This window comes from Uruburuella testudinis (assembly GCF_022870865.1).
In the GTDB taxonomy this organism is placed as follows: Bacteria; Pseudomonadota; Gammaproteobacteria; order Burkholderiales; family Neisseriaceae; genus Neisseria; species Neisseria testudinis.
On the sequence record NZ_CP091508.1, the window covers coordinates 795,508 to 808,218 of the forward strand.

Sequence of the window (12,711 nt, forward strand, 5' to 3'; positions counted from 1 at the left end):
ATTTCTAAGCTGCCTGTGCGGCAGTGAACAATACACACATCTTAAACAAGCGCCCCGATACTTTCTAAGCTGCCTGTGCGGCAGTGAACGGATGGAAGCCGGCGCCCTCGATATGGCCATATTTCTAAGCTGCCTGTGCGGCAGTGAACTTCGGGTAGCTGTACCACACCCGCCGCTTGTTTTTCTAAGCTGCCTGTGCGGCAGTGAACTCAAGCACGCGCTGCGAGGGGATTTCTTCAAATTTCTAAGCTGCCTGTGCGGCAGTGAACTATTGCGGCGCGCGCCGCCGCGGCGCTTGAATTTTCTAAGCTGCCTGTGCGGCAGTGAACGCAGCAGCGGCGGGGGTGATTTGGTTGTTCATTTTCTAAGCTGCCTGTGCGGCAGTGAACAGTTAGTGCACGGCGACCGCATAACGCGGTCATTTCTAAGCTGCCTGTGCGGCAGTGAACAACGTAATAAAATCAAGCTGATGGGTAAGAGATTTCTAAGCTGCCTGTGCGGCAGTGAACATTTAAAAAAGTTGAAATGAAAAAAATAAATATTTCTAAGCTGCCTGTGCGGCAGTGAACTAAGCTATTTTATCGCTCAACTCTTTAATTCTCAAGTCTGTGGTGTGGGAAACGGTTATAGGCCTTTTTTTAAGAGCCACCTGAAACCTTTAAAAACCAGGCTCTTTGGGCTGTGATTTAAAAAAGGGTTGAACATCAGCTTGCATTTGTTGCATGGCGCTTGTTAGAACGGTTTAATTTAAGTCAATACTCTATCCATATTTCTTTTTATCTCTGTATAATCACACTCAAACTGCCGTGCAGGCAGCTTAGAAATAAAAGATATTAATAGTTATTTTAACCGCCGAACAGGCGGAATGGCTTTATTTGAAGTTGTTTGTTAACACTGCATGTGCCGGCCCCTTTGTCTATACAGGTAATCAGGTTTTCTAACTGTTGCTGATAAACTATCAGCATAAAATTTTAGAGGTATCAATTTGTTTTAATATTCAAAACCTAAAAAATATTTTTATTATTTCCTAAAAAATATTTATATTAATATTTATTGACATCAGGCTCGGTGCTATCGTATGGTTATCCTGTAAAGATCAATGAGCTCAAAATAATTTCTCTATAAAGGAAAGCGTATGCAGGAAATTACACCGGAGCATGTTCGTGCGGCCATTGGGCGGTTTTGTGATGGTCTGTATCAAAAAAAGGCAGAGTCTGAGCTGAAAAAGTTGGAGAAGGCGCGTTTATCGCAAAATGAAAGTGAAATTGCCGCACTCGAAGCAACATTGGCCGAGCTTAAGCAAAAATACTTGCCGGCCCGCTGGATAGCATCGGATGCGTTGCGTTTTGCTACGCAATTAAAATTTGGATCGCATATCTCAAAAGGGGTTCACCCCGATGCAAAGGGCGACAATATTTATTTTCAGACCGCATTTACACTGCCGCCTCATCTTGCCGGTTCGCAATTGCTCTCTGAGCCTGCCTTAGATGCCAACGGCAATGCTGCCGCTTTGCCTTTGGCGGCTTTTTTAAACCTTACGATCGATGATGCAGGCCGTCTGAAACTGCGTGATTTGCTGCAGGAAAACCATGCGGCACTGCAAGGTTGTTTTGCGGATGATGAAGCAGAATCAGCTCGCATCTGCACTGTTTTTCAGACGGCCTTAAAAGCAGAAATCGATCAGCCTGTTTGCCATGAGCGCAACAAGCAGATTTTGTGGCCATTGGGGGAGGATGCGGCGGTACGGGATGATTATGTCTGTTTGGTGCCGTTGCATCCCTCGGCGCTGGTGCATGAGGTGTATCAACGCATCCATCAAATCCGTTATGGCGAAGCAAGCAAGGCAGCCAAAGAAGCCCGTTTTAAGCATAAAGAAAACGAAATGCAGCCTTATTTCACAACATTGCCGATGGGTGTGGTCAAGCTGGGCGGCAGCCAGCCGCAAAATGTCAGCCAGCTGACCAGCCGACAAGGCGGGCTCAATTATTTGCTGCCGGCTTTACCGCCTCAGTTTGCCCGCGACGGGGCGTATCAGTTAAAGCCACAGCATGCTAGTTTTTTCAACCGGTCGCTGCGTTATGCCTGCCGCGAGCCGTTTGAGAATTTGAAAAGAGTAGTGGTTGCTAAAAAATCTATTATGCAAATCCGCCATTTACGCCAAGATGCGCTCGAACATATGCTGGGGATTATTCTGGATCTTGCCGAACATATTCAGACGGCCAAACCGGCAGGTTGGAGCCGTGATTTTCCGCAACTGCCGCAAGCGCAAAAATACTGGCTCGATCCGAACCGTGCAGCGCTGGAAGGCGAAGCAGATTTTCAGACCGGCTGGGGAAATGATTGGGAAACAACGGTGCAGCAGCATTTTACTTTATGGCTGAATAGTTGGTTCAAGCAGCAATTTCCTAAAAAAGCGGCAGAATTCAACGATGCCGAATATCAACAGTGGTATCGCGATATGCGTCATGCTTTGCGTGCGGCGCAGCGGAACGGAAGGAGCGCCGCATGAAAACACCCTGTTATTATGCTGTGTTTGAACGAGTCTCTATTCAGGCGGCCAATGCGGTTTCGGGCCCGCTCAGTTACGGCTTTCCTGCACTAAACGGTTTTTTGGGCGCCATGCATGCGCTGAACCGCAAGCTGTCTGCAACCGGCATGCCGGCAAGCCTCGGTGGTGTGCTGATTGCCAACCACCGCTGCGATATACAGGCGTTTCAGGCAGATATATTCAGCGATGCGGTTTTTATCCAGAGCCGCAACCCCATCAAACGTAACGGCGAAACGGCACCCATCATCGAAGAAGGTAAGGTGCATCTTACGGTAAGCCTTGCCGTGGAAGTATTCGGCCATATCAACGATATCCAGCCGCAAGCCAATGAATTAGCGGAACAGTTGGCAAAATTGTTGTATCAGCAACGGATTGCCGGCGGCAGTGTTACCCGTATCGGCCGTTGCCGGCTTTATCCGACCCATCAAAGCGCCGATGTTCGCCGTCGTCTGCTGCCGGGTTTTGTTTTGATGAATGCCGACCGCAAACTGAAAATCATTACCGCCGAGCTGAAAAGCGGAATCTGCCACAAATACAGCAGAGGCCGTCTGAAAGCCGAAGATGGCGAAGATGGCGAACCGATTCCCACCGGTATGCCTGCCAACCCCGATGCTTCCCAGCTTGATGCCTTGCTGGCAACAGCAATGCGCTATCATCAGCCGCAGGCCAATGGCGAATGGCACAGCACCGGCATCAAATCGCGCCACGGCTGGATCGTGCCGCTGCCATTGGGCTATCAAGCTATCAGCCCCCTATTTCCCGCTGGGAAAATGCAGCACAGCCGCAATCCTGACTACCCCGCCTGCTACGCCGAAGCCCTCTACGGCTTGGGCGAATGGGTGTTCCCGACCAGGCTACCCGAAACATTGGCCGGCTGTTTCTGGCGCTATGCCGAGCCGCAAGAAAACCTTTACCTGATTACCCAAAGCACAGATGAACAAGGAGAACACTATGTCTAAACTCGAAATCGCCAGCGTATTGGCGTTTGAACGCAACCTCGATATTTCCGATGCATGGTTTTGCCAATGTGGTGATGATGGCGCACGCAAGCCGGTCAGCATTCGCGAAAAATCTGTGCGCGGCACTATTTCTAACCGTCTTAAAAACGCCGTGGCCAACGACCCCGCCAAACTCGATGCTGAGATTCAAAAACCCAACCTGCAAAAAGTTGATGTGGCCACGCTGGATGAAGACTGCCACACCCTGATTGCCCGTTTTACCCTGAAATCCCTGCCGTTTGACGGCCGCCCGAACAGCTGCAATAACCCCGATTATCAAGCCAAACTGCGACAAGCCATTGACGCCTACCTCACCGCCAACGGCACCCGCGTATTGGCGCTGCGCTATGCCGCCAATATTGCTAACGCCCGCTGGCTGTGGCGTAACCGCATGGGTGCCGAAAGTATCCGCATCACCGTCTCTAACCGGCAGGAGCAAGTGGTTATCACAAACAGCAAATCCCTTTCGTTGAATGAATTTAACAGTAACGCCGAAACCGAGATTATTGCCAATTGGATTGAGCAAGGCCTCAACGGCGTAGCCTTCACCCTGCTCGAAATCGAAGCAGAGGCCAAAGTCGGTTACGGCCAAGAAGTCTACCCTTCACAAGAGCTGATACTCGACACCGGCCGCAGCAACAAAAGCAAAGTGCTCTACCAAATCGGCAACAACGCCGGCATGCACAGTCAAAAAATAAGCAACGCCATCCGTACCATCGACACCTGGTACAGCCCCGATGCCGCCTTCCCGATTGCGGCCGAACCCTATGGCGCCGTCACCACGATGGGTGTCGCATTCCGCCAACCCAAACAGAAAAACGATTTCTACACTTTATTTGACAATTGGATACTCAAAGACCAAGCGCCGGCAATCGAACAACAGCACTACATCATCAGCGTATTGTTGCGCGGCGGCGTATTTGGAGCCAGCGGCAAGGAGTAAAGCATGAATTTAAGCCACTATATCGAATTGAAAGCCATTCCACAGGCCGATATGATGCAGGCAGAAGTCATCAGTCACCTGATGCAGCAAATTCATCGCCGGCTACCCACCTATGCCGGCCGCATCGGCACGGCTTTTCCCGGCTACAGCCAGCAACGTACCCTCGGCGGCATCATCCGTCTGTTTGGCAGCCGGGCAGATATACAACAGCTTCATGACGCCCTGCAAACCTTGGCAGACTACGCCTTAATTGATGCCCCGGCCGCCGTGCCAAGCACCCACCGGCACGCCGTATTTGCCCGTTGGCAACCGAAAGGCCAAAGCGACCGGCGTCGCGCCGAAAGCCGTCTGAAAGCCCAAGGCCTGAGTGACAGCGAAATCTGCCAACGGCTGTACAACAAACAATTGAAACAAACCGACTTACGCATCCCGTTTGTGCAAATGTACAGCAGCAGCACCGGCCAGCATTTCCCTTTGTGGATCACCTGCCGCAGCAAAAGCCAAATGCAAACCGGATTGTTTAACAGCTACGGACTCAGCCACACCACCACCGTGCCGGCATTCTGAATGCACCACATCCTTTCTCCGGGCATCTCTACAGATGCCCGTTTTTACTGCCTTTCAGACGGCCTTAGCCGAAAGAGCCATAGCCGGATTTTCACTCTAAACGCCTGCAGTAAGCGATGCTGTTTAGATGATGGTCTAGTTTATTGCCACACAGGCAGATAAAGAACAGGATTTAACGTGAGTTCGGGATAAGAAAGTTCCAAAAAACAGCAGCCTATATTATCCCGAACTCACGTTATTTATGTCCACCAAAACCCTGACCATTCGTTAAAGTGCCAGCTTATTTGGCGGTTGCTGTCTGATTTCGGCAGCGATAGGGTGGCGAATTTTAATGCGGTTTGTATGGGGTTGGGCTGGTCGGTTTGTTGTTCCAGTTCTGTGAGTGCCGCGGTCAGGTTGGCGGTAAGCCAGGGAAAAATATTGGGGCTGTGGGTGAGCTCGGCGGGGTGGAATATGTGGTTGTCGTTTCCAGTGTCGTCGTAAGGGTGGGCGTAGGCGTTTTCAGCCAGTTTGAAGCGGTAGCCGCCTTCGCCATCGGGCAGGCAGATGTAATCTTCGTGGGGACGGCTGAGGCGGAAGGGGCTGATTAAGGCGGTGTGGGCGCTGAGTGGGGCGGCACTGCCGGGGGTGCGGTAGGCGGTAACGAGGTTGGGGTGGTCGGGGTTGAGCAAGGTTTGCATGGCTGCGTGTTCGAGTGCGGCGAGGTTGGTGTAGTAGCGACGGCCTTCTTCAGGCAGTGGCATGGGAAAATCAGAGCGCAGCAGCCGGGGCAGGCTGTTAATCGGATTGATTTGTGTGCTGTCGAGTAAATCGCGGGCGGTGTCGCTATCGAGGCAGAAATCGGGAGCGGATTCAAAGCCGGGGTGGGTAAAGTTGATTTTGTCGTTGTCTTTGCCATAACGCCGGCGATTGCTTAATGCGCGCAGGTTGTGGCTCATAATCAAAATGTTGGCGTGTGTGGCGGTTTTGTTGCTGCGGTGCCGCCATACGCGCCCGGCGAGTTGGATGATCGAACGCATGGATGAGGGTTCGACAATGGCCCAGTCATAATCGTGGTCGCGGCCGACTTCGGTAACGGGGGTGCCGAGGATGATGAAAATATGGTTTTTGGCGCTGCTGTGTTGCAGGGCTGCCTGAATTTCGGGTTGGTGAAACAGGGCTTCGGGATGATGACGGTCGAGCAGGCGGTCGAGCGTGTTTTCGAGCTTGCTGCGTAACAACAGTAATTGGCGGGCATGGTAGCAGGCAAGGTGGATGGCGGTGTCGGGCGGGGCATCGCCGGTGAGCAGGGTGTGGGCGATGCTCAGCATGGGTTGGATATTGGCGAAGCGGATCAGGCCGATGCTGATTTGTTTGCCGCTGTTTGGGCAGGTTTGGGCTTCTTGTTGGTGCAGGCGGGCGGCGGCTTGGAGCAGCCTGTCGGCGATGTGCCGGTGGTCGGCATTGTCGAGCGGCAGCCAGTCGGCTTTTCGGCGGGCGGGTGCTGCGGCCAATTTTGCGGCTCGGGCGGCGGTAAAGGTGTGATGAGCTCGGGAAAAGGCGGCTGTATCGGTGCAGGCTTCGGCGTGTTTCCGGTGTTCGTCAAACCAGGCGCAAACCACCGGCAGATCGGGCAGCCCTTGTTGGGCATTCCAGATTTTCCGGCCTTCGCGATAGGCTTGTTGCAGACCGCAGACAAAATCGGGGGTAAGGGTGGCGGAGGAAAGCAGTATGCGGCTGCCGAGCATGCCTGCCCAGTAAACCAGGCGGGAGAGGGCGGGCAGGTCGGCTTGGTTGAAGTCGTCGGGTTCGTCCAGAATCAGGTCTGCGCTCAACAGGCGCAGCATGGGGGCGATATAGCGGCCGCCTCGCTGTTGCTCGCTCAGTTGCATCAGGTGGTCGATGGTACAGCTGACCAATGGGCTGTAGAGCAGTTGCCGTGCTTTGCCATCGGCGATTACGGTGCCGAAGAGTGTTTCATCTGCACCGCCGGAAAGTAATTCGGGGGCATCGGGTATTTCAGCCGGGTCGAGCAATGCTTGCGCCGATTCGCTGCCGGTTGGTAAATGTTCGGATGGTCGGCGGTAATCGTGACCGTTGCCGGGTTGGTGGTGTTCGAAAAGGGTGTGTACCGCTTTGCCGCCCACCAATACGGCGAGGTGTTCTTCGTTAAGGTTGAGTTTGGTGCGTAAGGCTTGGCCGGTTTGCAGGGTGAGTGTGCGCAGCCCCAGTGCAATGGTAAAACGGGCGCCGCGTTGCGGATTGGCAAGTGCGTACATGATGCGGGCGTTGCCCAATGTTTTGCCGCAGCCTGTGCTGGCAAGGTTGACGCCGAAAAAACCTTGTTGTTCGGAAGCTGTTTGAAAGCGGGCGGCTAAGTCATAGGCATGGTTTTGCCATTGGAAACGGGGATGGGTAGTGCGGCGGCTGAAGGCTTTGTGTTTGCCGATGGCTGGCAGCGCGCGGGTGAGTTGCGGCAACAGGCGGGCAAAGCGGGCGGTAAATGCGCCGACTCCGATTAAGTGTTCGTCGAGGGTTTGTTTGATCTGGCTGTTGAGGTCGGTGTTGGCGGCCAGCGGGAAGCCGCTGTCGCCTGATTTGCGTTGTTTGGCATCTGCTTTGAGGCTGGAATAATTGTGATCGCCTACCATCAGGCTCAGGCGCGATAAGTGCAGCAGCAGAGGGTTGAGGCCGTCTGAAAGGGCAAACAGCGGCGGATGGTTGAGTGCTTTGCCGGCCCAGCGGGCGATGGCTTTTTGCCAGCTTTTGCTTTGGGTGGGCAAGGTTCGCGCGTGCCATTGCCAGAATGTGCCGGCATCGGCCTGGCTGTGGGGGTTGTGTACCCAATAGTCGGCAGGGCGGAGGTTTTGGAAAAACTGTTCGATGCTTTGGTGCAAATAAGGGTCGTTGCTGCGTTGCAGTTGTTTGCGTTGGCGGCCGTCTGAGTAATTGATTTCGTTATAAAACGGCAGTCGGTGGTGGCTGGCAATCAGCCAGGCCACCCAGCGGGCCAATGGCGGCAGGGTGCTGAAGTCGTACTGGCAGGCTGGTTCGCGGATGATGGCGTCAACCCAGTTTGGCTCTCCGGTTTCAAATGCGGCCCAGCCGGCCAGCCGTTGCAGCCATTGTTCGTCGGTGTGGCAGCCGCTTATCATGGCTTGAAACAGGCGCAGCGAAATCCATTCGTGGCGGTAAGGGTCGGCCTCGCGACTGTGCCCTTGTAATTTGTGTTGAAAGCCGCTGCTGGCTTTGCCAAAATCGTGTAGTAAGGCAGCCAGCGTGGCGATGATTTGGATTGAGGCCGCATGTTGCCAAGTGTTTTCGTCGGGGTTTTTGAGTATGTTGCGGCGGCTGCGGTTGGTGGGTGTGCGGCCTTCGGTGTTGAACTGGCTGCGGTCGCCGACAATCCACAACAATTCGGTGTGGTTTTTACCATGTGTCCAATAGCAGGCAACGGCGGTGTTTTTGCGGGCGCTGCGGCGCAAAAGTTTGTGCAGCATGCTCAGCCCGGCTTGGGTTATCGGTGTTTGCCAAGTGCGCTCGCCGCAGCGTTCTGCGAATTGGTCGAGAATGCGGCGGGTCTCTTTGATCGCGTTTTTCCGACATTGGCTGACCAGCAGAATATTCATCCGACCGCTCCTTGCGCTGCAAGTTGTTTTAAGGTGTCGATAACATGATCGAGTGCTTCAAAGCGAGTGAGTTGTTCGATGCAGATTTGGCGGAAATCACGGGGGCTGTCGCCCGCGGTGGCAGAAATAAAGGCCTGAGGCAGAATCAGGGCATCTTTAATGATGTCGGCAGCATCGAATACCAGGCCGCCGCGCCGCGTTTTGCCATGCAGCACTGCCAGCCCGTGCGGCAGCCCCAATACCCAGCAGGCGGTGGCACCGATGCCGTAGGCCAGGTAGTTGCCGTGGTCGAGAAAAATGTTGGCCGGATCGCTGCGCTCGCCGCGTGTGCTTCGGCGGAAGAGGGCATCTTGTTGTGTGGCCTGATTGGCAAGTGCATATAGGGCGGTGGTCAGGCGGCCTTCGGCGGCCAGCAGCGACATGCTGTCGGCGGCGGTGGCAAACGCGGCCGAAAATTGTGTCAGCAAGTTGTTCAGACGGCCTGTGTCGTATTGCCAATTGAGTTTGGGCCAGCATTGGGCAATGGTTTGCAAACGCATTTGTTGTAATTGTTTGGCGCATTGCAGACGCTTGTCGTCATCAAACCAAAATGCGCACCATTGCTGTAGATATTCGGTGGGGCGGTATTCGCTTTGCGGACTGAAAAATTCACAGCCGATTTCTGCTTCGGTGCCGGCAAACAGAGGTGTGCCGCCGCCTGCGCTGAAGCCGATCATCACGCCGGCTTTGCTCAAGTCGCGTACCGCGGCCTGGGTGATGGATGTGCCGCTGCCGAGCAGAATGCAACTGGTATTGGCGATAGGAATATTCCAGTAGAGCGATTCGCTGCCCTGTTCGGTGATATATTCCACCCGGCCACCGTTTACCACAACGCGGCAATGCTCCAGATAATAAATATGGGCACGTTTCGAATGCAGAATGGTTTTCAGCTCCGATGGGGCGAGATAGGCAGGTTTGGATTTGGGCATGATAATGGCGGATGGGTTGGCGAACCCGGTTAAGGGTAGCGTAAAAATTTTAAAAAAGAAAGGTGGTTTGCTGAGGGGGAAAGTGTTTTGAATGGGTATGGTTTATCAATTAAGTATAAAGGCCGTCTGAAACCGGAGTTTCAGACGGCCTTTGCCGTTAATTATGGGTATTACAGCGCTGAAGCTTCTTTGGCAAGTTGGGTAATGGTAGCCCAGTCTTTGCTTTGAACCGCTGCTTTCGGGGTGAGCCATGAGCCGCCGACACACAATACGTTGGGTAGTGCCAAATATTCGGGTGCGGTTTCGAGGCTGATGCCGCCGGTGGGGCAGAAGCGCACGTCGGCAAACGGGCCGTAGAGGGCTTTGAGCATGGCTTTGCCGCCCACAACTTCGGCGGGAAACAGCTTCATGGTGTCGATGCCGTGTTCCAGCGCGAGCATTAATTCGCCCGGTGTGGCGATGCCGGGAATCACGGCAATGCTGCTTTTTTCGGCGGCTTTTGCAAAGTTGATGTTGAAGCCGGGGCTGATGGCGAATACGGCGCCTGCATCTTCCACGGCTTTGAGCTGTTCGCCGTTAATCACGGTGCCGGCGCCGACAATGGCATTGGGCACTTCTTTTTTGATTTGGCGGATGGCTTCGATGCCGGCGGGGGTGCGCAGGGTGATTTCGAGGGTGGGGATGCCGCCTTCCACCAGAGCGTGTGCCAAGTCAACGGCGGTAGAGAGGTCGTCGATGGCGATTACCGGTACGACTTTGCCGGCGCTGAGAATTTCGCGTGGGGTCATGTTAAGTGCTCCGAGTTTGTCAAAAAATGAAACGGTTAAATCCAGTTATTCTTGCATCATCATACAAGAGGCCGTCTGAAAAGGGTAAGGTTATCAAAGGTTTCAGACGGCCTTTCATATCCAGCCACAAAAATAATCTAACGGTGTTGGCTCGCCTTGCCGTACTCATTGTACTGCCTTCAGCCCGCCGCCTTGTTTACTTACTTTTGTGAATCGGTAGAAGCGTTATCCTAAAGGCCGTCTGAACACATTAAGCGAAATCGCCGCCGAAGCTCATGGCACCGGTTTCGGCGCTGCTGCTCAAGCTGCGGAAGCCGGCAAACAGTTCGCGGCCGACGCCGTGGGCGTTTTTACTCAGATCGGGCGAGGGGATTTCGCGGGCGTTCCATTCGGCTTCGTCGACCAACACATTCAATTCGCCGTTTTCGGCATCAAAGCGGATCATGTCGCCGGTGCGGATTTTACCGATGGCACCGCCGAGCAGGGCTTCGGGGCTCATGTGGATAGAGGCGGGCACTTTGCCGGAAGCGCCCGACATGCGCCCGTCTGTGACCAGGGCAACTTTAAAACCACGGCCTTGCAGAATGCTCAGTTGCGGGGTGAGCTTGTGCAATTCGGGCATGCCGTTGGCGCGCGGGCCTTGGAAGCGGACAACAGCTACGAAATCGCGTTCTAATTCGCCGCGGTCGAAGGCGGCCAAAACGTCTTTTTGGTCGTCGAATACGATGGCGGGCGCTTCGATGATGCGGTGGTCGGGGGTAACCGCCGATACTTTAATCACGCCGCGGCCGATATTGCCTTTCATCAGGCGCAGGCCGCCGTCGGGTGAGAAGGGGTTGGCGGCGGGGCGTACCACATCTTCATCGCCGCTTACGGCGGGGGCATCGCGCCATTCAAGTTTGCCGTTAATCATAAACGGCTCTTTGGTGTAGGCGCGCATGCCGTGGCCGACCACGGTGTTGACGTCTTCGTGCATCAGGCCGGCATCGAGCAGCTCACGGATAACGAAAGCCAGGCCGCCTGCTGCGGCGAAGTGGTTGACGTCGGCTTTGCCGTTGGGATACACGCGGGCAAGCAGCGGGATGATAGATGAGATTTCGTCGAAATCGTCCCAGTTGACGATGATGCCGGCGGCGCGGGCAAAGGCGACCAGGTGCATGGTGTGGTTGGTGGAGCCGCCGGTGGCCATCAGGCCGACAATGGCGTTGACGATGGATTTTTCATCAATCATTTCGCCCACGGGCAAAATGGCGTCGTTTTTCACCGCTTGAGCCAAGTGTGCGCCTGCTGCGCGGGTGAGTGCTTCACGCATCGGGGTGTTGGGGTTGACGAAAGCGGTGTTGGGCATATGCAGCCCCATCATTTCCATCATCATCTGGTTGGAGTTGGCGGTGCCGTAAAACGTGCAGGTGCCGGGGCTGTGGTAGGAGCCCATTTCGCTTTCAAGCAGGGCATCGCGGCCGACTTTGCCTTCGGCAAACAATTGGCGGGTTTTGGCTTTTGCATCGTTGGCAATGCCGCTGGTCATCGGGCCGGCGGGCACGAATACGGCGGGCAGGTGGCCGAAGCTCAATGCGCCGATAAGCAGGCCGGGCACGATTTTGTCGCACACGCCCAGATAAAAGGCGGCATCAAACATTTGGTGCGACAGCGCCACGGCGGTGCTCATGGCAATCACATCGCGCGAAAACAGCGATAATTCCATGCCTTCGTAGCCTTGGGTGATGCCGTCGCACATGGCGGGCGTGCCGCCGGCGAATTGTACGGTGGCGCCGTGTTTGAACGCTTCTTCTTTAATCCAGGCGGGGAAGTCTTGCAGCGGCTGATGCGCCGAAACCATGTCGTTATAAGCTGATACGATGCCGAAATTGGGGGTTTTTTCTTGTTTCAGCTCGATTTTGATGGCTTCGGGGGCGGCGGCGAAAGCGTGGGCAAGATTGGTGCAACCGAGCTGGCTGCGCTCAAGGCGGCCCTGGTGGCGGGCGGCACGGATACGCGCCAGATAAGCGCTGCGTGTGGGTTGGCTGCGTTCGATGATGCGCCGGGTAACGGCATCAAGGGTGGGATGGAGGGGGGTAGGGGTGCTCATTGTGTCGTTCTGCCTTTCTGGCTGGTCGGTAAATGGAAGCACAATCATGTTTGGCCGCGCATGAATACCATTCATCAAAATAACCTGACTGCGTTGTCTGCCTTGCCGGCTGACTTTTGGCTGTTTGGTATTGCGAAGGTTTGCCGGCACGTTTGATATGGCCGTCTGAAACCGCTTCCTTTTTGCTGATTATAATATAAAG

The 12,711-nt window shown here is 54.5% G+C and carries 8 protein-coding genes and 1 CRISPR repeat array (1 of these 9 only partly in view); of the genes, 4 read left to right on the top strand and 4 right to left on the bottom strand.

Annotation, left to right across the window (positions count from 1 at the left end; all coding sequences use genetic code 11):
• Positions 1-569: a CRISPR direct-repeat array (repeat unit 28 nt; unit sequence TTTCTAAGCTGCCTGTGCGGCAGTGAAC); it begins 2,519 nt to the left of the window's first position.
• A 566-nt stretch (positions 570-1,135) separates the two neighbouring features.
• From csy1 to cas6f, 4 genes are read left to right on the top strand one after another with little or no spacing between them, the layout of a single operon-like run.
• Entirely contained in the window at positions 1,136-2,509 is a 1,374-nt protein-coding gene (csy1, locus tag LVJ83_RS03595) for a type I-F CRISPR-associated protein Csy1 (protein WP_244786382.1), read from the top strand.
• The gene (gene csy2, locus LVJ83_RS03600; RefSeq protein WP_244786384.1) at positions 2,506-3,507 is read left to right on the top strand and encodes a type I-F CRISPR-associated protein Csy2; all 1,002 of its coding nucleotides are present in this window, start codon (positions 2,506-2,508) and stop codon (positions 3,505-3,507) included. Before csy1 ends, csy2 begins: the two co-directional genes overlap by 4 nt.
• The gene (gene csy3, locus LVJ83_RS03605) at positions 3,500-4,489 is read left to right on the top strand and encodes a type I-F CRISPR-associated protein Csy3 (RefSeq protein WP_244786386.1); all 990 of its coding nucleotides are present in this window, start codon (positions 3,500-3,502) and stop codon (positions 4,487-4,489) included. Before csy2 ends, csy3 begins: the two co-directional genes overlap by 8 nt.
• 3 nt (positions 4,490-4,492) lie before the next feature.
• A complete protein-coding gene (cas6f, locus tag LVJ83_RS03610; protein ID WP_244786388.1) occupies positions 4,493-5,056 on the top strand; it encodes a type I-F CRISPR-associated endoribonuclease Cas6/Csy4 in 564 nt (187 codons plus the stop codon).
• 239 nt (positions 5,057-5,295) lie between these two features.
• On the opposite strand, the gene cas3f is transcribed toward cas6f, so the two are convergent.
• The 4 genes from cas3f to edd form a co-directional block, all read right to left on the bottom strand.
• Complete coding sequence (cas3f, locus tag LVJ83_RS03615; protein WP_244786390.1) at positions 5,296-8,664, bottom strand: type I-F CRISPR-associated helicase Cas3f; 3,369 nt, start codon at positions 8,662-8,664, stop codon at positions 5,296-5,298.
• Positions 8,661-9,632, bottom strand: coding sequence for a type I-F CRISPR-associated endonuclease Cas1f (gene cas1f, locus LVJ83_RS03620; protein WP_244786392.1), 972 nt, complete (start codon positions 9,630-9,632; stop codon positions 8,661-8,663). The genes cas3f and cas1f overlap by 4 nt, the downstream gene beginning before the upstream one ends.
• Before the next feature lie 170 nt (positions 9,633-9,802).
• Positions 9,803-10,420 carry a bifunctional 4-hydroxy-2-oxoglutarate aldolase/2-dehydro-3-deoxy-phosphogluconate aldolase gene (locus LVJ83_RS03625; RefSeq protein WP_244786394.1) on the bottom strand — a complete coding sequence of 206 codons (618 nt, stop codon included), beginning with the start codon at positions 10,418-10,420 and terminating at the stop codon, positions 9,803-9,805.
• A 250-nt stretch (positions 10,421-10,670) separates the two neighbouring features.
• Positions 10,671-12,509 (bottom strand): phosphogluconate dehydratase, encoded by a 1,839-nt coding sequence (gene edd, locus LVJ83_RS03630; RefSeq protein WP_244786396.1) that lies wholly within the window; start codon positions 12,507-12,509, stop codon positions 10,671-10,673.
• Between the last annotated feature and the right edge of the window lie 202 nt (positions 12,510-12,711).